The sequence below is a fragment of the Vibrio sp. D401a genome (assembly GCF_030248515.1).
GTDB lineage: Bacteria > Pseudomonadota > Gammaproteobacteria > Enterobacterales > Vibrionaceae > Vibrio > Vibrio rotiferianus.
This window is the reverse complement of sequence record NZ_JAHGAI010000022.1, coordinates 151,293-171,181: the sequence shown is the minus strand read 5'-3', so window position 1 is coordinate 171,181 and position 19,889 is coordinate 151,293. Positions and strand designations below refer to the sequence as shown.

General features: G+C 45.5%; 17 protein-coding genes. 8 read left to right on the top strand and 9 right to left on the bottom strand.

Annotated elements, in window-relative coordinates; genetic code table 11:
* Positions 1-52: 52 nt before the first annotated feature.
* Positions 53-1,483, top strand: a complete 1,431-nt coding sequence (gene lpdA / locus KIV41_RS10850) for a dihydrolipoyl dehydrogenase (protein ID WP_005446266.1) — start codon at positions 53-55, stop codon at positions 1,481-1,483.
* Between the two features lie 265 nt (positions 1,484-1,748).
* On the opposite strand, the gene KIV41_RS10845 is transcribed toward lpdA, so the two are convergent.
* A complete protein-coding gene (locus KIV41_RS10845) occupies positions 1,749-2,363 on the bottom strand; it encodes a LuxR/HapR/OpaR family quorum-sensing transcriptional regulator (protein ID WP_010450170.1) in 615 nt (204 codons plus the stop codon).
* A 319-nt stretch (positions 2,364-2,682) separates the two neighbouring features.
* On the opposite strand from KIV41_RS10845, the gene hpt reads away from it, so the two are divergent.
* Positions 2,683-3,213 (top strand): hypoxanthine phosphoribosyltransferase, encoded by a 531-nt coding sequence (gene hpt, locus KIV41_RS10840; protein WP_010450168.1) that lies wholly within the window; start codon positions 2,683-2,685, stop codon positions 3,211-3,213.
* Positions 3,214-3,301: 88 nt separating this feature from the next.
* Here hpt and can read toward each other — a convergent pair whose 3' ends face one another.
* On the bottom strand, positions 3,302-3,970 hold the full coding sequence (gene can / locus KIV41_RS10835) for a carbonate dehydratase (RefSeq protein WP_010450166.1): 669 nt from the start codon (positions 3,968-3,970) through the stop codon (positions 3,302-3,304).
* Between the two features lie 283 nt (positions 3,971-4,253).
* On the opposite strand from can, the gene KIV41_RS10830 reads away from it, so the two are divergent.
* From KIV41_RS10830 to KIV41_RS10815, 4 genes are all read left to right on the top strand, one after another.
* Positions 4,254-5,924: a SulP family inorganic anion transporter gene (locus KIV41_RS10830; RefSeq protein WP_252041140.1), complete on the top strand. Its 1,671-nt coding sequence runs from the start codon at positions 4,254-4,256 to the stop codon at positions 5,922-5,924.
* A gap of 240 nt (positions 5,925-6,164) precedes the next feature.
* Positions 6,165-7,082, top strand: a complete 918-nt coding sequence (locus tag KIV41_RS10825; RefSeq protein WP_252041138.1) for an ABC transporter ATP-binding protein — start codon at positions 6,165-6,167, stop codon at positions 7,080-7,082.
* Positions 7,082-7,852, top strand: coding sequence for an ABC transporter permease (locus tag KIV41_RS10820; RefSeq protein ID WP_010450161.1), 771 nt, complete (start codon positions 7,082-7,084; stop codon positions 7,850-7,852). The genes KIV41_RS10825 and KIV41_RS10820 overlap by 1 nt, the downstream gene beginning before the upstream one ends.
* Before the next feature lie 141 nt (positions 7,853-7,993).
* On the top strand, positions 7,994-8,923 hold the full coding sequence (locus KIV41_RS10815) for a Kdo(2)-lipid IV(A) acyltransferase (RefSeq protein ID WP_285336365.1): 930 nt from the start codon (positions 7,994-7,996) through the stop codon (positions 8,921-8,923).
* A gap of 62 nt (positions 8,924-8,985) precedes the next feature.
* Here the strand turns inward: KIV41_RS10815 and panC are convergent, their stop codons facing one another.
* The 7 genes from panC to sfsA form a co-directional block, all read right to left on the bottom strand.
* Positions 8,986-9,888, bottom strand: a complete 903-nt coding sequence (gene panC, locus KIV41_RS10810) for a pantoate--beta-alanine ligase (protein ID WP_045393871.1) — start codon at positions 9,886-9,888, stop codon at positions 8,986-8,988.
* Positions 9,889-9,899: 11 nt separating this feature from the next.
* On the bottom strand, positions 9,900-10,694 hold the full coding sequence (gene panB, locus KIV41_RS10805) for a 3-methyl-2-oxobutanoate hydroxymethyltransferase (RefSeq protein WP_010450156.1): 795 nt from the start codon (positions 10,692-10,694) through the stop codon (positions 9,900-9,902).
* Between the two features lie 24 nt (positions 10,695-10,718).
* Positions 10,719-11,204: a 2-amino-4-hydroxy-6-hydroxymethyldihydropteridine diphosphokinase gene (gene folK, locus KIV41_RS10800; protein ID WP_045393874.1), complete on the bottom strand. Its 486-nt coding sequence runs from the start codon at positions 11,202-11,204 to the stop codon at positions 10,719-10,721.
* Positions 11,201-12,568 carry a polynucleotide adenylyltransferase PcnB gene (gene pcnB, locus KIV41_RS10795; RefSeq protein ID WP_005439387.1) on the bottom strand — a complete coding sequence of 456 codons (1,368 nt, stop codon included), beginning with the start codon at positions 12,566-12,568 and terminating at the stop codon, positions 11,201-11,203. The genes folK and pcnB overlap by 4 nt, the downstream gene beginning before the upstream one ends.
* A gap of 101 nt (positions 12,569-12,669) precedes the next feature.
* The gene (gluQRS, locus tag KIV41_RS10790; protein ID WP_285336362.1) at positions 12,670-13,533 is read right to left on the bottom strand and encodes a tRNA glutamyl-Q(34) synthetase GluQRS; all 864 of its coding nucleotides are present in this window, start codon (positions 13,531-13,533) and stop codon (positions 12,670-12,672) included.
* 109 nt (positions 13,534-13,642) lie between these two features.
* The gene (gene dksA / locus KIV41_RS10785) at positions 13,643-14,089 is read right to left on the bottom strand and encodes an RNA polymerase-binding protein DksA (RefSeq protein WP_005439389.1); all 447 of its coding nucleotides are present in this window, start codon (positions 14,087-14,089) and stop codon (positions 13,643-13,645) included.
* Between the two features lie 136 nt (positions 14,090-14,225).
* The gene (gene sfsA / locus KIV41_RS10780) at positions 14,226-14,942 is read right to left on the bottom strand and encodes a DNA/RNA nuclease SfsA (protein ID WP_020196598.1); all 717 of its coding nucleotides are present in this window, start codon (positions 14,940-14,942) and stop codon (positions 14,226-14,228) included.
* A 66-nt stretch (positions 14,943-15,008) separates the two neighbouring features.
* Here sfsA and hrpB point away from each other — a divergent pair, with 66 nt between their 5' ends.
* Both hrpB and mrcB read left to right on the top strand, forming a co-directional pair.
* Entirely contained in the window at positions 15,009-17,477 is a 2,469-nt protein-coding gene (gene hrpB / locus KIV41_RS10775) for an ATP-dependent helicase HrpB (protein WP_285336359.1), read from the top strand.
* Complete coding sequence (mrcB, locus tag KIV41_RS10770; protein ID WP_285336358.1) at positions 17,470-19,860, top strand: penicillin-binding protein 1B; 2,391 nt, start codon at positions 17,470-17,472, stop codon at positions 19,858-19,860. The genes hrpB and mrcB overlap by 8 nt, the downstream gene beginning before the upstream one ends.
* Positions 19,861-19,889 lie beyond the last annotated feature (29 nt).

Genomic DNA, 19,889 nt, shown 5'->3' with positions numbered 1-19,889 from the left:
ATTTAAGAACATCTACTCAGCCTGTTAGGGATAATGACTACAAGAGGTCACAATGAGCAAAGAAATTAAAGCCCAAGTTGTTGTACTTGGTTCTGGTCCTGCTGGTTACTCAGCTGCATTCCGTTGTGCGGACTTAGGTCTAGAAACAGTACTAGTTGAACGTTACAGCACTCTTGGTGGTGTATGTCTAAACGTTGGTTGTATTCCATCTAAAGCACTTCTTCACGTTTCAAAAGTTATCGAAGAAGCGAAAGCGATGGCTGAGCACGGTGTTGTGTTTGGCGAACCGCAAACAGACATCAGCAAAATCCGTATCTGGAAAGAGAAAGTTGTAAATCAACTGACTGGCGGTCTTAGCGGTATGGCTAAGATGCGTAATGTTACTGTAGTAAACGGCTACGGTAAGTTCACAAGTCCTAACTCTATCCTTGTAGAAGGCGAAGGCGAGTCAACAACGGTTAACTTCGACAACGCTATCATTGCTGCGGGTTCTCGCCCAATCAAACTGCCATTCATCCCGCATGAAGACCCACGTATTTGGGATTCAACGGATGCACTAGAGCTGAAAGAAGTACCAGAAAAACTGCTTATCATGGGCGGTGGTATCATCGGTCTAGAAATGGGTACGGTATACCACTCTCTAGGCTCTAAAGTAGACGTAGTAGAGATGTTTGACCAAGTTATCCCTGCTGCAGATAAAGACATCGTTAAAGTCTTCACTAAGCGCATTAAAGACAAGTTCAAGCTAATGCTTGAGACTAAAGTAACAGCAGTTGAAGCGAAAGAAGACGGTATCTACGTTTCAATGGAAGGTAAAAAAGCACCAGCAGAAGCTGAGCGCTACGATGCCGTTCTTGTTGCTATCGGTCGTGTACCAAACGGTGCACTTATCGATGCTGAAAAAGCGGGTATTGAAGTGGACGAGCGTGGCTTTATCAACGTTGATAAGCAAATGCGTACTAATGTTCCTCACATCCACGCGATCGGCGACGTAGTTGGCCAACCAATGCTTGCTCACAAAGGTGTGCATGAAGGCCACGTAGCGGCAGAAGTTATCTCTGGTAAGAAGCACTACTTCGATCCTAAAGTTATTCCTTCAATTGCTTACACTGAGCCAGAAGTAGCATGGGTTGGTAAGACAGAGAAAGAAGCGAAAGCGGAAGGCATCAACTACGAAGTGGCAACATTCCCATGGGCAGCATCAGGTCGTGCAATCGCATCTGACTGTGCAGACGGTATGACTAAGCTAATCTTCGATAAAGAAACTCACCGCGTTATCGGTGGTGCTATCGTTGGTACTAACGGTGGCGAACTGCTTGGTGAAATCGGCCTGGCTATCGAGATGGGTTGTGATGCAGAAGATATTGCACTAACTATCCACGCTCACCCAACTCTACATGAGTCAGTAGGTCTAGCTGCTGAAGTATTTGAAGGTTCAATCACTGACCTTCCAAACAAAAAAGCAGTTAAAAAGAAAAAGTAACTTTTTCTTAGCTACTCGCTAATGTTTTTAGAAACCGCTGATTCGTCAGCGGTTTTTTTATTGGAAGAAAAGAACGCTACGTTTGGAGGTTCGGGAGTGCTCCGCTTTAGGAATCTAGAGCTGGTTGTGGGAAGGCTAATGAAAGAGGGTCGGCTCTAAAGGAGTTGACTTGTTTCAAGAAAGACAAATTATTATCGCTTATCAAAAACAAAAAAGGCCAATACCTAAGTATCAGCCTTTGATTTAATCAAATTCGCGTTTCAGCTTAATGGTCGCGGTTGTAGATGCAAAGCATATCTAGGTAAGAATTAACTAAGCTAGCTAGTTCAGATTCACTCTTAGAACGATTTGCTTGCACAAATAAAGAGTAACAGATGCCATGGAAGAGGTTTGCCAAGTGCTCTGGTTCATGCTCAGAACATACTTCACCACGTTCGATGGCCTTAATGAACATGTTTTGCACTAGCAGTTGGTTGGTACGGTTTGTAGTTACAAAAAGTGGCCATACTTCATCACGTGTTGACGCACTCCACTCAAACCATACTTTCAGCCAGTGGCAATCTTGGCTTACTAGCTCAATCATTGCATTAGTGATGTTGGCGATGTTCTCACGAGCATGAATGTCTAAGTCAATATTATCAGATAAAAAGTTAGAGAACTGACGAACAACGTGGTTCAGAACTTCATCCACCAAATCTTCGCGAGTCGGGAAGTAGTTAAATACAGTCGCAACAGAAACTTGAGCGATCTCGGCAATATCCGCATGACCACCACGGCCAATGCCGCGACGAGCAAATACTTCTAGAGCGATTTCCATCAGTTGTTGTTTACGTTTAAGAGGTGAAAGCCTAGTACGAGGCCTCTTTGCAATTGAGTCCATATTAAATATCCTTGCCATTTGAGTTGATTATTTCGCGTTTAATACGCTTATATTTAATTATTCTAATGATTGCTTAAAGCTTGATGAGTGTAATGGTGCATATGATTAAGGTCAATATGCAATCAGAAAATTATCGATAGGAATGTCATTACTGTGGCGTTTTTCATCAACTACTTGTGAAAACTTAGATGTAGGTCTAAAAATTTCTTGGTGGTGAAGAGCGCTTTTATCGCTCTACTCGTGGTGTTACACTACGCTGCGTAAAAAGGTGATCGTTTGCGTACGACCAACCTCAACTCACAAGAATATTGAGCACAGTATGAAACATACAGTAGAAGTTATGATTTCTGAGCAAGAAGTTCAGGAACGTATTCGCGAATTAGGCAAGCAAATTACAGAACGTTACCAAGGCAGTGAAGATCTAGTTTTGGTTGGTTTGCTTCGTGGTTCATTTGTATTTATGGCGGATCTGGCGCGTGCAATTGATCTGACTCATCAAGTGGACTTTATGACTGCCTCTAGCTACGGTAACACGATGGAAAGCTCTCGTGATGTGCGTATCCTTAAAGATCTAGATGATGACATCAAAGGTAAAGATGTCCTGATCGTTGAAGACATCATTGATACGGGTAATACGCTGAACAAGATCCGTGAGATTCTTTCTCTACGTGAACCAAAGTCGATTGCTATCTGTACGCTGCTAGACAAGCCATCACGTCGTGAAGTTGAAGTGCCAGTTGATTACGTTGGCTTTGCGATTCCAGACGAGTTTGTGGTTGGAGTGGGTATCGACTACGCTCAAAAATACCGCCACCTACCGTTCATTGGTAAAGTGGTACCACAAGAGTAATCATTACTCTTACTAGAAGAATACAAAAACGCCCGTTAAGAAATTAACGGGCGTTTTCTTTTATTTGGTTCGGCTGATACTTTTTAACTCAGCGACAAAGCAATTTGTTGTCTGAGTTAAGAATGGTTGAGAGCGCTTTTTGGTAAGAGGCTTCAACGGTCTCTTTTGAGTTTGAACGAATACCTAAATATTCAAGGCGACCATCTTCAATCCCGTACACCACGCCATGAATTTCTACATCCTGACCACGTTCCCAAGCATTTTGCATAATGGTCGAGTTACCTAGGTTGTAGACTTGTTCTGCTACGTTGATTTCACCAAGTTTATCCGCGCGGTCTTCGACAGGCATTTGGTCTAGATAAGTTCGGTGTTTAAAATAGAGATCTCGGATGTGAAGGAGCCAGTTATTGATAAGACCAAGTTGAGGGTTGTCGATAGCTGCGTTAACGCCACCACAGCCATAGTGGCCGCATACAATAATATGTTTTACTTTTAATACATCGACCGCATATTGCACAACCGAAAGGCAGTTTAGGTCGGTATGGATCACTTGATTCGCTACATTTCGGTGAACAAATAACTCGCCCGAGAACAGCCCTGTTAGTCGCTCTGCAGGAACACGACTGTCTGAACAACCAATCCATAGAAAGTCGGGCTTTTGACCTTCCGCTAGTTTTGCGAAATATTCTGGGCGATCAGATTTGATTTCTTCTGACCACTTAGAGTTATTTTCGAATAATTGTTTAATTTCCGGCATCTGACATCTACTTCCCTAAAAATTAAAAAAACCAACCACTCACCAGTGCTTATAAAGCGATCAGCGCTGTAACTATACACAATGTTACAATTTCGATCCCGTTAAATATTCATTCAAGATGACTCATCTGACTAGTTCTCGCTGTGAAAATCATAAAATATGCAGACATCATTCAGTATGCGAATAAGCCTAGCGAATTCGTGGTTTTATTGTGTTTTTTTCTTTGACGAAATATTTGTTAGATTGATGGCATTTTGTCTTTTTAATGCAGGGAGCAAATTCAATGTTCGGTAGTCGCTTTAAGGATATCAACTTGAAAGGGGATCTGTTTGGTGGCGTCACCACGGCCATTATTTCACTTCCTCTTGCGTTAGCCTTTGGTGTCGCATCTGGTGCTGGCGCAGAAGCAGGCTTATGGGGTGCGATCATGGTGGGGCTTTTTGCTTCTCTGTTTGGTGGCTCAAATACCCTGATATCGGAACCAACCGGTCCTATGACAGTGATCATGACCGCTGTACTGACCAGCATGATGGCCAAGTACCCTGAAACGGGGATGGCAATGACCTTTACCGTTGTAATGATGGCGGGGGCATTCCAGATTGTGCTCGGCACATTAAAGTTAGGTAAGTACGTTACACTGATGCCTTACAGTGTAATCTCCGGCTTTATGTCGGGTATCGGTGTCATTCTGATTATATTACAGCTCTCGCCTCTATTAGGTCATGCCGCGCCTTCTGGTGGGGTCATCGGGACGTTATCGGCATTACCAGACACCATTTCTAACCTCAAGTTTAGCGAGTTGTTTTTGGGCTTGCTGACGTTAGGTATCTTGTTTTTCTTCCCTAAGCAGTACCGTAAATACGTCCCAGCTCAGTTAGTGGCATTGGTTGCAGTCACCTTGCTTTCGGTCATCTTATTTGATGCTGAAGATATTCGCCGAATTGGTGAAATCCCAGCAGGTTTGCCGTCTTTAGTTGTGCCGCATATTGATCCTGCGATGTTTACCGAAATGGTCATTGATGCCTTAGTGCTGGGCACATTAGGTTGTATTGATACCTTGCTCACGGCTGTTATTGGTGACTCTTTGACGCGTAAAGAGCATGACTCAGATAAGGAATTGCGCGGCCAAGGTTTGGCGAACATGATCTCTGGTCTGTTTGGTGCACTGCCTGGTGCTGGCGCGACAATGGGAACCGTAACCAATATCCAAGTTGGCGCACGCTCGCCATTATCTGGGGTGATTCGTGCGTTGATCCTTGCACTGGTGGTTTTGGTTGCAAGCGGGTTGACTGAGCCAATCCCAATGGCAGTGCTCGCGGGTATCGCGGTGTACGTTGGTTTCAACATTCTTGATTGGAGCTTCATTCAACGTGCCCATAAAGTCAGCTTTCCTGGTATGGCAGTCATGTATGGCGTGATGTTCCTAACGGTGTTCGTAGATTTGATTGTTGCGGTCGGTCTTGGTGTGTTTATTTCTAACATCATCATTATTGAGCGTTTAAGCCGCGAGCAAGCACGCCAAGTGAAGGCAATCAGTGATGCGGATGAAGACGATGTGCCGCTAACAGACAGTGAGCGAGGCCTACTAGATAGAGCGAATGGCAAAGTGTTGTTCTTCTATCTTTCGGGGCCAATGATCTTCAGCGTATCGAAAGCCATTTCTCGTCAGCATTCGAGTATCTCTGACTATGAAGTGATGATCCTCGATCTTACTGATGTACCTATGATTGATGTGACGGTAGGTCTGGCGCTAGAAAACGCGATTAAAGATGCTCTAGATGCAAACTGTGCAGTTTACCTACTGTGTCCAAATCAACGTACTCGTGAACAGTTAGAGAAGTTCCACGTGATAGATTTAGTTCCTGATGAAAACACCTACAAGTTCCGTTACGAAGCATTGAATGCGGCGATAAAGCATGTAGAAACAGATGAGCATCAAATGCTAACCATGTAGTCTAAGTGGTTTACTTAAAAGCGCTACCAGAGAGATTTGGTGGCGCTTTTTCGTATATAGAGTTAAGGAAACTTATAGTTATTTCTAATTTTATGGAAAGGTTTATTTGTGTTCATCGTTATTCAACGATAAACTAATTCAACTTCAGTGCAATACCGCTTTCGACTTTTTAGTCGCTATCAATGAGCCCCTAAAGGTATTGGCATTCACGATTCATCAACAGATGGCAATGATTACGCAATGTACGCATTAGAAATAGAACAGCTTCGCAAGACTTATGCGGGCGGATTTGAAGCGTTGAAGGGCATTAGCCTAACAGTAGAAAAAGGTGATTTCTACGCGCTTTTAGGGCCGAATGGTGCTGGTAAATCCACTACGATTGGCATTATCTCTTCTTTGGTAAACAAAACTTCCGGTACGGTTAAGGTTTTCGGTTACGACATCGATACACACCTAGAACTAGCGAAGCAAAATCTAGGTTTGGTACCGCAAGAGTTTAACTTCAACCAGTTTGAAACGGTCGAACAGATTGTGATGCAGCAAGCAGGTTACTATGGTGTATCCAAAACGCTTGCACGAGAGCGAGCAGAAAAGTACCTGACTAAGCTCGACTTATGGGAAAAACGCAAAGAGCGAGCACGTAACCTATCGGGTGGTATGAAGCGTCGTTTGATGATTGCTCGCGCTTTGATGCATGAGCCGCAGCTGTTGATCCTTGATGAACCAACAGCAGGTGTGGATATCGAATTACGTCGCTCAATGTGGGATTTCTTGAAGGAGATTAACCAAGAGCAGGGCATTACTATCATCCTAACGACTCACTACCTTGAAGAAGCAGAAATGCTATGTCGTAACATCGGTATCATCAATAAAGGTCAGCTGATCGAGAACACAACGATGAAAGCGCTACTCGGAAAACTTCGTGTTGAAACTTTCATCTTCGATGTTGAGTTTGATAGTGAGATGCCAGAGCTTGCGGGTGTGAATAGCCAAACGATGATCAATGGTTCACTAGAGATTGAGTTGGACAAGAGCCAAGGTCTGAACTCAGTATTCAGTCAACTTTCAGACAGTGGGGTGAAAGTACTCTCTATGCGTAACAAAGCAAACCGTTTGGAAGAGCTGTTTGTCAGCATCGTACGTGGAGGTAACCAATAATGTACAAGTTATATTGGACCGCTTTTTGTAGCCTGCTAACGAAAGAAATCAATCGCTTTACACGAATTTGGGTGCAAACTCTTGTGCCGCCAGCGATTACGATGACGCTGTACTTCATCATCTTCGGTAGCCTAATTGGTTCTCGTATTGGTGAAATGAACGGCTTTAGTTACATGGAATACATTGTGCCGGGCTTGATCATGATGTCGGTGATCACCAACTCGTATTCTAATGTCGCGTCGTCATTCTTTAGTTCTAAGTTCCAGCGTAACATTGAAGAGCTACTAGTAGCGCCAGTACCAAACTACGTCATCATTCTTGGTTTTGTTATGGGGGGCGTCGTTCGTGGTTTGCTGGTGGGGACTATCGTAACTTTCGTGTCGCTGTTCTTTGTTGATTTGCAAGTGGATCACTGGGGCATCATTATCGCGACGGTATTTATGACTTCGGTTGTATTCTCACTCGGTGGCTTGATTAACGCGGTTTACGCAAGAACGTTCGATGATATCTCCATCATCCCGACGTTTGTATTGACGCCACTGACTTACCTCGGCGGTGTTTTTTACTCAATCAGTCTATTGCCTGAGTTTTGGCAAGGGGTGTCTAAACTGAACCCTATCGTCTACATGGTGAATGCATTCCGTTATGGCTTCCTTGGTGTGTCCGACGTGGGTATTGTCACTTCGTTTAGCGTACTGACGGTATTTGTGGTCGCGCTTTATGGTGTGGCTCATTATTTGGTGACCAAAGGAATTGGTTTAAGAAGCTAATACACAAAGAATTGAAAGAGCAGCTATTGGGGCTGCTCTTTTTCTATGCACACCAATACATTCCCATACAATTTTTCGACTTTTTACATGCTAGGTTTCACTCATCTGTCGTAAATACATCTGTTGTAAATGAGTGAAGCCATGAATACCGTCCCATCTCCTTCTTTTTCCTTTAAATTGCTTCTTCCTAAATACTGGTCTGTTTGGTTTGCATTCGGCTTGTTAGCGTTTATCGTCAATGTTCTGCCGTATCCGCTGTTGCGAGTATTGGGAAGAGGTATCGGCTCTCTCGCTATGCTGCCAATGAAGCGTCGCCGAGAAATTGCTAAGCGCAATCTCAAGCTCTGTTTTCCTGAATACACCGAACAACAATGTGAGGAGCTGGTAAAAGCAAACTTTAAGTACACTGGTATGGCACTGATTGAAACGGGTATGGCTTGGTTTTGGCCTGAGTGGCGAGTGAAGCATCTAACTAAAGTTGTGGGCAAAGAGCGTTTACTTGAGCAAGAAAAGAATGGGCGAGGTGTGCTAGTAGTATGCAGTCATCACCTCAATTTGGAAATGACGGCGAGAATCTTTAGTCAATTTGCTGAAGGCTACGGTGTATATCGCCCTAACTCAAACCCAGCTTACGAGTTCATTCAGCACCGTGGTCGAACTCGATGTGGACATCAAATGATAGACAGGAAAGACGTAAAATCGATGCTCAAAGTCCTGAAAAATGGCAAGCGATTATGGTACTTACCGGATCATGATTATGGGGTGAACAATTCGGTATTCGTACCTTTCTTCGCCGTCGAACAGGCGGCAAGCACGGCTGGCTCGAGTGTATTGGTTGATGCAACCAAGTGTGCGGTGATGTCTGGAGTGACCGTCATGAGTGACAACCAATATACGCTTTATATTGGTGAGGACCTGAGCGAGCAATTTGAACGACGCAATCCGGCTAAAGCGGCGAGTATCTTGAATCAAGAAATCGAGGGGATGATAAAGCGAGATATTCCAGCATGGATGTGGTTACACAAGCGATTTAAGACTCGTCCAGAAGGGCTTCAATCTGTTTACTCATAAATCAAATTAGCAGATGTAAAAAAGGTCGGCTTAGCGCCGACCTTTTCATTTAAGACTTCGATTTACTCAGCATTTGCAGAGTCATCTTCACTTGATTCTTCTTCTTTGGTTTCGACTACCATATCAACCGTTTGGTTATCGATTAGGCGTGTTTTTCCTAAGAATGCAGACATCAAGATCACCGCTTGTGTGGTCTCTGCTGTGATGGCCTGAAGTGTACGTGCATCACGGATGAAGATTTCATCAGGTTGTAGACCTGCTGCGCGTAGCTGATCGTTCGCATCTTCAATGATAGAAGCGTAATCGTCACGACCACCACGCATAGCGCTGCTGATCCAACGCATAGTGCGTGCTAAAACCGGTGCACGTTGGCGTTCATCAATGGTAAGCAGGCCATTGCGAGAGCTCATTGCAAGGCCGTCCATTTCACGTACGGTTGGTACGCCAATGATCTCAATGTCCATTGCTAGGTCATCAACCATCTTGCGAATCACAGCAAGCTGTTGAAAGTCTTTCTCACCAAAGCAAACCACATCTGGCTGAACAATGTTGAACAGTTTGTTTACGATGGTGGTAACACCACGGAAGTGACCTGGGCGAGATGCACCTTCGAGGATGGTTGATAGACCAGGGACGTCAACAAATGTTTGTTTGTCTAAGCCTTCAGGGTAGATCATTTCTGGTGTTGGAGTGAACACCAGTTCTACACCTTCGCCACCTAGTTTACTTAGGTCTTCTTCTAGAGTGCGAGGGTAGTTATTCAAATCGTCTGCACGGTCAAACTGCATCGGGTTTACAAAGATGCTTACGACAACGACATCCGCGTATTCGCGAGCTTTACGAACAAGCGTTAAGTGGCCTTCGTGTAGGTTACCCATGGTTGGGACAAACGCTACCTTACGACCTTCACGCTTAAAGGTTTTTACCTGTTCACGAATCGCTGAGATTTCCGCAAAAGTTTGCATGCATTTATCCTCTAGGCAATAGTATGTGCTTCGTCTGGGAATGCACCGCTTTCAACATCAGCCATGTATTGAGCCACGGCTTTGCGCATATCGCCTGTTTCAGCAAGGAAGTTTTTCGAGAATTTTGGCATGTAGTTCGCCGAAATTCCAAACATATCGTGCATTACAAGAATTTGACCGTCTGTCACATTACCAGCACCGATGCCAATCACTGGCACATCAAGTACTTGTGTAATGCGCGCTGCCAAGTCAGCAGGAACACACTCGAGTAAAACAATTTGAGCACCGGCTTCTTGCAATGCCAGAGCGTCTTTAACCATACGATCCGCTTTTTCTTGATCGCGACCTTGTACCTTGTAACCACCAAAGATGTTTACAGATTGAGGTGTTAGACCAAGGTGAGCACAAACTGGAACAGCACGTTCAGTTAGCATCTTAACGGTATCAACTAACCAATCACCGCCTTCGATTTTTACCATGTTTGCACCAGCACGCATTAGCGTTGCTGCGTTCTCACACGCTTGCTCAGGCGTTGCATAGCTCATGAATGGCATATCAGCCATCAATAGACAATTAGGGCTACCAGCGCGCACACAGCGTGTGTGATAAGCGATGTCTTCAACGGTCACAGGTAATGTGTCTGTCTTACCTTGCAGAACCATGCCTAGAGAGTCACCTACCAATAAAACCGGCATTTCTTGGCTTTCAAAAAGTTGGGCAAAGCTTGCATCGTATGCAGTTGAAGTAGCAAATTTACGACCTTCTTGCTTCCACTTAATCAGGTCGTTAATGGTCATTTTTTTCATTGTTTTTTCCTCACTAGGAGTTGGCTATGACTGCCAAATGCTGAGGCCGTTTCGATCTACTTGTTTAAGTAGTGACGACACCTCGGTCCCGTCTGGGAGTTGTAAACTTGGTGCAATTTCCGCAAGAGGGTAGAGTACGAACTCGCGCTCTCTCATTCCATAGTGTGGAACTGTCAGTCTTTCGGAATCGATCACCTCATTGCCATAAAGAATCATGTCGAGGTCCAAAGTTCGTGGACCCCAGCGTTCATCTTTACGGACACGCCCTTGCTCTTGCTCAATCGCTTGGGTGCAATCGAGCAGCTCAAGAGGCGTCAAATTGGTTTTTATCGCCACAACCGCATTGATGTAATCCGGTTGGTTTTGTGGTCCCATCGGTGTACTGCTGTAAAGTGATGAAGCCTGAACAAACTCAGAGTTTGGTAATGTTTTAAGGGCTTCGATCGCTTTCTTCGCTTGGCTGACAGGATCAGCCAAGTTACTGCCTACCGCAATGTACGCTGTGATCATGACTTAGGCTTACTCTTTTTCTTGCGGTAAGTTTTACGGCGGCGTTGACCGGTTTTAGGCGCTTGGCCGTCTAGGTCCGCAGCCATAGCTTGGCGCATTTCTCGGCCAGCATTTTGGAAAGTTTCCCACCACTTGGCAAGCTTCTGAGTATCACCACCTTCAATTTCACCGCGCATTTCAAGAAAATCAAAGCCAGCTCTAAATTTGTTGAGCTCCATTAGGCGGAATGCGCGTTTACCGTTGCGTCGTGGAAGGCGTAATTGCAGTTGCCAAATTTCACGAATCGTCGCTGTGTGGCGGCGTGGAATGGCAATGGTACGAACTTGGTCATCAAGAATGATGTTGCTCGCTTCCATGATGGCATCGTAATGGCACAGGTTACGCTGTTCCATTAGTTTATCTGCCATGGCACATAGCGGGTACCACAGCATCGCTGCAAACATGAACGCAGGATTGATGCGCTTGCCTTCTTCGATTCGCATATCGGTCGAATCAAGCACTAAATCTAGCATTTGTTCGGTATGAGATTCGTAATCTTCAGTGAAGTGCTCAGCAATTACAGGGAACAACTGTTGGAACAGGTTGTATTCGCGCAGTAGGTGATAAGTCTCTAGACCGTGACCAGATTGAAGCATCTTCAACGATTCTTCGAAAAGACGTGCTGATGGGATATCACGCAGTAGCGGTGCCATCTCTTCAATCGGTGCAGCGGTGTCTTCTTCGATATCGAAGTCAAGTTTCACTGCGAAGCGAACGGCGCGCAGCATGCGCACAGGGTCTTCACGGTAACGGGTTTCTGGGTCACCGATTAGACGAACAAGACGGTCCTCTAGATCTTCAATACCACGAGCGTAGTCGTGAATAGAGTAATCTGCGATGTTGTAGTACATCGAGTTAATCGTGAAGTCACGGCGCTCTGCATCTTCATCAATAGTGCCGTAAACATTGTCACGAAGCAGCATGCCTTCTTTTGACTGCTGGGAAACGTTCTTGTTCTTCTGCTCTTGGTGGTGACCACGGAAGGTCGCAACTTCGATGATGTCTCGGCCAAACATAATGTGGGCAAGACGGAAGCGACGGCCAATCAAACGGCAGTTTCTAAACAGCTGTTTGATTTGTTCTGGTGTCGCGTTAGTTGCGATATCAAAGTCTTTTGGTTTTTGTCCAAGCAGTAAGTCTCGAACCCCGCCACCCACAAGAAAAGCATCGAAACCGGCACCGTTTAGTCGGTATAGCACCTTCAGTGCATTATCACTGATCTGCTTACGCGAAATGTTGTGCTCTTCACGAGTAAGTACATTGAGAGCGAGTTCTGGGATCATGGCAGATTCGCTTGTTGTATTGTCGTTTGTATTCATGTGCATCTGGCAATAACTGGGTTTAATCCAATCTTGCTTTGGTTAGTTTTTATGCCTCTAGGGCCAATTTTGCGGCTAATGATAGCCTACACAGTGCCGTTTGAGAATCACGGTGTGATCTCGATCTCCGCTGGAAGCTGTTGCAAACGCCAATTTTCGCAGCCCCAACGTAGTATTTCGTCTACGTTAGCGGCTCGAATATCGTCAGGAATATCGAATCCTAAAAACGTCATTGCATGCAGCAGAGCTGGCTTCGGATTAGCGACATCAATGGCTGTCGCATGGTTTTGTTTCGACAGTTTGTTGCCATTAGTGTCCATCGCCAATGGTAAATGCAAGTAGCTAACTTCCGGTTGTCCAAGAATTTGGTACAAGCTGATTTGACGACCAGTGGGCTCAATTAAGTCGGCACCACGGACGACTTCAGTCACCCCTTGGTCCATATCGTCTAATACTACCGCAAGATTATAGGCAAATAATCCATCTCGACGTTTAATAATGAAATCTTCATTTACTAACGCCTCAGGAATGGTCATCAAACCATGCTTCTGATCGAGGAAATTGGCTATGGGCTTGGTCATTTTTAGGCGAATCGCACCTTCTTTCAAGCCTTTGTCGCGGCAAGTGCCGAGATAATAACCACCATGCTCTTTTATTTGCTTACGTGTACATTGGCAATAATAAGCATCGCCATTCTCCAACCACGCATCAATTTGTGCTTGGTATAAATGGTGTCGTTCACTTTGATACACCACTTCACCATCCCAGTGGAGTTGATAAGCTTGGAGCGCATTAAGAATATCTTCTGCTGCACCAGGCATTTCTCTCGGTGGGTCAAGATCTTCGATTCGAACGAGCCAAGTCCCTTGATTGGCTTTTGCTTGAAAGTAGCTGCCAAGAGCGGCAACTAAGGAACCAAAATGTAATGGTCCTGAAGGGGATGGGGCAAATCGACCTACATAGCGTGTCATGCGTGTATCTCGAAAGTATTCGGGTAAAACTAGAAGTTTAGCGTTAAAAAGCTAGTCAAAACAAAAAGGGAGCCTGAGCTCCCTTTCAATAATCATAATGCGTGGTTGATTAACCTTGCATCTGTTTCTCTTTGATTTCTGCAAGTGTTTTACAGTCAATACAAAGGTCAGCAGTTGGACGCGCTTCTAGGCGACGAACGCCAATCTCGACGCCACAAGATTCACAGAAGCCGAAATCGTCTTCAGTAATTTTGTCTAGAGTCTTTTCGATCTTCTTGATCAGGCGACGCTCACGGTCACGGTTACGCAGTTCTAAGCTGAACTCTTCCTCTTGAGAGGCACGGTCAACTGGATCTGGGAAGTTCGCTGCTTCGTCCTGCATGTGGTGTACAGTGCGATCGACTTCTTCCCTGAGCTGATTACGCCAAGCTGTTAAGATCTTTGTAAAGTGTTCAACCTGCTCTGGTGACATGTATTCTTCACCAGGCTTTTCCTGATATGGCTCCACACCGGCAATGGCTAGGATGCCTATCGTTTTCTTCTTTGATTCTGGCATACAGCATCTCCTACTTACACCTAGTCAACTGCATCGCAGTCAATTTAAGGCGGGTATCTATAGCAAAAAGAGGCGGTGCAGGCAATTACTGAATCGCAAACTTATCGTCAATGTGAAGACGACATCATTTTTTCTCTCAATTGATAAATTCAATAGCAGAGATTAGCTTGACTTCAGTGTTGCTCAGTTCGGCTTTGTAGCAGAGAACTTCTACTCCAGCGTCTTGTGCTTGTTTTAGTAACGTTGAATATTTCGCGTCTATATGGTGCGCCGCAGATACTTTTTCAATACCTGAATGTAAAACAGTGAATAAAAGTATGGCTCTACTTCCAGTTTGTGCCATTTCTGTGAGCTCTCGCAGGTGCTTTTGTCCTCGCGTGGTCACGGCATCAGGGAAATAACCTTGTCCCGATGAACTTTCCTCATCAAGTAGGGTGACGCTCTTCACTTCTATATAACACTTTGATTTATCACTTGCGCTGAGCAAGATATCAATTCGACTATTTTCATTGCCGTATTTCACTTCAGTTTGAAGTTGGTCATATCCCGACAGTTCCGAAATGACATTATTTTCAATTGCTTCTACCGCCAGTTGATTGGCACGAGCGGTATTTATACAAATACGATGCCCTTGTGGCGTTTCACTGAGTTCCCAACTGTTTGGGTATTTGCGTTTCGGGTTATCAGAAGTGGAATACCAAACTTTATTGCCTGGCGTAGCACAGCCGGTCATTGCACCGGTGTTTGCGCAGTGGATGGTACGAATCTCACCGTTATCCAATTCGATATCGGCAAGGAAGCGTTTGTAGCGTTTAAGTAGAGTCGCTGACTCTAGAGCAGGTTCGAATTGCATTTGCTTATTTAGCCAAGAGTGTTTTTATGTACAATGTGCCCAACATTACAACATAGGGTATTTCCTTTGTCACAATTGCCGATCGAAGCCGTGATGCCACAATTACTTACGGCGGTCAAACATCAACACCAAGTGATCCTCAAGGCCGCTCCTGGTGCCGGTAAATCCACTTACTTCCCACTACAACTTCTTAAAAACCAAGCCGTGACGGGTAAGATTGTAATGCTAGAGCCTCGTCGTCTTGCTGCGCGCAATATCGCACGTTATTTGGCGCAGCAGTTGGGAGAGCAAGTAGGAGAGCGTGTGGGTTACCGAGTGCGCGGCGAGACAAAAGTGAGTAAGCACACTCAACTTGAAATTGTGACGGAAGGGATCATGACGCGCATGATCCAAAGTGACCCTGAGTTAGACGGCATTGACCTACTGATTTTTGATGAATTTCACGAGCGTAGCATTCATGCCGATACCGCGTTAGCGTTCAGTTTAGAAGTTCAAGAAGCACTGCGAGACGATTTAAAGCTGGTGGTGATGTCGGCAACGCTTGACCAAGATGCCTTGCAATCCTTATTACCGGAGGCGGTTTACATTGAGTCGGAAGGTCGTAGCTTTGAGGTAGAAACGCGTTATTTACCGCTTGGGGCGAATGATCATTTGCCGACCTCCATGGCAAAAACGATCGAGCACTTGATGAGCAAAGAGTCTGGTTCTTTGCTTGCTTTTCTTCCCGGTGTGGCGGCGATCAAACAAGTCAAAGAGCGTTTGTCCCATCTACCTGATAACGTCGAAGTGTGCCCTCTTTATGGTCAACTCAGCTTCGCTGAACAGCAAAAAGCGATCGCTCCCGCTTCTGGAGGTAAACGCAAAGTCGTGCTCGCGACTAACATTGCTGAAACTTCTTTGACCATTGAAGGTATTCGATTAGTCGTCGATTCTGGATTAGAGCGTGTGGCGCGTTTTGATTTGAAGAATGGACTTACCCGCTTAGAGCAAGTGCGAGTGGCACAGTCGTCTGCAATTCAACGTGCCGGTCGTGCAGGTCGTATCGAAGAGGGTATTTGTGTTCGTTTATATTCTGAAAGCCAATTCAAACAGCAACCACAAGTACCGCAACCGGAAATTCTGCATTCTGACTTAGCAAGCTTGGTGATGGAGCTGGCATTTTGGGGCGCTGGGGATATCTCTGACCTTAAATGGCTAAACATTCCCTCTTCGGCATCGCTTGCTCAAGCTAAACAGTTGCTGATTTCTCTAGGATTGCTTACCGAGCAAGGTCAACTGACTCCTGAAGGTAAGACGGCACATGAGCTGGGCGTTGAACCCCGTTCGGCCGGAATGCTGATTCAGGCTCAGCAACACAGCGAAAAGATGCTAAATACTGCGCTAGCGGCAGTCGCCCTTATTGAAGAACCAGAGCGTAATGTCACTAATATTTCTCATAGCCTACATCGGTGGATGAGTAGCACGCATTCTAAGAGAACCGTATTGAGTAAGCGTGCTCAGAACTTAGCTTACAAATTGGATGCAGCATTTCGTCTATCAAATGTCGATGAGCGATTGCTGCCATTGGTGTTAAGCCTGGCTTTTCCTGATCGAATCGCTCAGCAGCGCGTTAATCAACATGGTCGTTTTACTCTGTCGAATGGACATGGTGCTGAATGTCGACCAGAAGAGACGCTGGGCGATTGTGAGTATTTGGTGGCGATTGATTTGATGCGTTCGCACTCTAGTTACAGCCAAATTAACTTGGCGTGTGATTTAGATATCAATAGCTTACAAGAAAAATTCGCGCACCTTTTTAATACGAAAGAAATGGTCGATTGGGATGAAAAAAAAGGCCGTTTGATCGCAGAGCGCCAAGTCAAACTTGGTCAATTGGTGGTAAAACGGGAAGCGCTGCCGAGTCCGGGTAAAGAAAAAATGACACAAGCTTTACTCACGTATGTCCGCCGTCAGGGCTTACAGAGTCTAAACTGGTCACCTGCAGCGGAGAGTTTACTGGAACGCATTCGTTGTGCAGTGGAATGGTTACCCGAGCAACCTTGGCCGAGCGTTGATGACGCCAGTTTGCTTGATAGCTTAGAAGGGTGGCTAGAGCCGTACATGAACACGGTCTCGTCGGTGAAAGATTTAGCTAAGGTGAACTTAGTTGAAGCCTTAAATGCTCGACTAGGTTGGCCTTTGAATCAACAGATTGATGAGTGGTTACCTGAAGACTATCGCTTACCTACTGGCTCGAAAAAGCGCATTCGCTACCAGTTTGGCCATGAGCCTGTGCTGTCGGTGCGTATGCAAGAAGTGTTTGGAGAAAGCACTTCTCCAACCGTGGCGCAAGGTCGTAAGCGATTGGTGTTAGAGTTGTTGTCTCCAGCTCAGCGCCCACTACAGGTGACAACGGATTTAGCAGCCTTTTGGGCGGGAAGCTACAAAGAAGTGCAAAAAGAGATGAAGGGCCGTTACCCTAAACATGTTTGGCCTGACGATCCTGCGACTCATGTAGCGACAACGAAAACAAAAAGACAAATGAATAATGACTGATACTAAAAAGCCAGGAGCGAAAAGAGCACCTGCCAAGAAAACAACGTCAAGCAAAACGGCACCCGCGAAAAAAAGTGGTGCAAAACGTCCGAGAAAATCACCATCCAAAAAACCAGAGCGTAGCAACCGTTCTTGGCTAAAAGCTATGTGGTCATTCAGTTGGAAAGCGGGCATTGCACTAGCGGCGGTATTGTTGTTTGTCGGTATTTATCTCGATAGCGTGGTGAAAGACCGTTTTGATGGTCAGTTGTTTGACCTTCCGACGGTGGTTTATGCGCGAATTCTTCACTTAAGCCCGGGCGAAAATATTACCATCAAAGAGATGCGTAATGAGCTTGATGTATTGAACTACCGTAAGGTAAGTCAGCCTCGTTACCCTGGTGAATACTCTTCTTCTTCAACGCGTATTGAGTTGATCCGTCGTCCATTTGAATTTGCCGATGGCCCAGAGCCTGATCGTCACGTCATGCTGCACTTTTCTGATAGTGGTCTCAAACGCATTCAATCCTTAGAATCTAAAGGCGATCTGGGTTACTTACGCATTGAGCCTAAGATGTTGGGCATGCTAGAAAAAGATCAAAATGAGCAACGTCTTTTCTTACGCAGAGATCAGTTTCCTGAGATCCTTGTCGATGCACTTCTTGCAACGGAAGACCGTGATTTCTATCAACATGATGGTGTATCACCACTGGCGATTGGTCGTGCTTTAGTTGCTAACATCAAAGCTGGACGCACCGTGCAAGGTGGCAGTACACTGACTCAGCAGTTAGCGAAAAACCTTTTCCTGACGCGTGATAAAACCCTTTGGCGTAAAGTCCGTGAAGCTTACATCGCCCTGATTCTAGATTACCGCTATAGCAAAGATCGTATTTTAGAAGCTTATCTAAACGAAGTGTATTTGGGGCAAAGTGGCGGGGATGCGATTCATGGTTTTGCACTGGCATCGCGTTACTACTTCGGCCTGCCGATCCAAGAGTTGCGTATTGACCAACTCGCTATGCTAGTGGGGATGGTAAAAGGACCGTCTTACTACAACCCTATTCGCTACCCAGAGCGCACGAAAACTCGTCGCGATTTGGTACTGCGTCTTTTGATGCAACAAGAGATGCTTACTGCGCAGCAGTATGAGCAAGCCGTGAATCGTCCTCTGGATACGCAGAGTCATCCACGTATTGCCAGTCGCCAGCCTGCTTACTTTCAGCAGTTGAATATCGAGTTGAAAGAGAAGGTAGGAGATAACTTCAAAGCTGAAACCGGCCTGCGTTTATTTACTTCTCTAGATCCAGTCTCTCAAAGTAAGTTAGAGCAAGCCATTGCGAAGAAAGTGCCTGAGCTTGCTAAACGTGCTGGCAAAGATCTTGAAGCCGCCGCTGTCGCAGTGGATCGTCATAGTGGTGAAATCCGTGCCATGGTCGGTGGTAAGCGTGTTGGTTATGAAGGTTTTAACCGCGCATTGAATGCTAGTCGTCCAATTGGTTCTTTAGTTAAACCCGCAATTTACTTGACGGCATTGGAGCAACCAGAAAAATACAATTTGGCGACGACGTTACATGATACGCCGTTAAGCTTGAAAGGAAGTAAAGGGACGGTTTGGTCACCGCGCAACTTCGACCGTAAGTTCCGTGGCGATGTGCCGTTATATCTAGCCTTAGCAAAATCACTCAATGTGCCTACCGTGCGCTTGGGTATGCAGTTAGGAATTCCAGAAGTTTCAGACACACTAGAGCGCCTTGGTGTAGATAAGAGCGAGATCCGCCCTGTTCCTTCGATGTTCTTAGGATCATTTTCGTTAACGCCCTTTGAAGTAGCACAAATGTACCAAACAGTAACGAACTCTGGTAAACGTGCGAAACTCTCTGCATTACGCTCGGTGATTGATATGGATGGCAATGTGATTTATCAATCGCTGCCCCGCTCAACTCAGGCCGTTGATCAGCAAGCTGCTTGGCTGACGACTTATGCGATGAAGCGAGGTGTTGCACAAGGTACGGGCCGATTCCTACAAAGCCAATTCGCATGGGCGGCATTAGCAGGTAAAACGGGGACGAGTAACGATAGCCGTGACAGTTGGTTTGTGGGTATTGATGGGCGAGAAGTCACCACCGTTTGGCTTGGTCGCGATGATAATAAATCGACTAAACTAACTGGGTCTAGTGGCGCATTGCGTGTGTATGCTGAATACTTGAAACAGCGTATTCCAGAGCGACTAGAGCTGCCATGGCCGAATGAAGTGACCACATTAGGTTTTCAGAAAGCGACGAATGGTGCGCTGGAAATGAATTGTCGTAGTGAGTACAAACTGCCAGTGTGGGATAAAACCGGGCAAATTAAGCAACAGTGTGAAAAAAAATCGAACTGGTTGAACAGCTTATTTGATTGGTAGGACCACCAAAAACACCATCGCTGACTTGT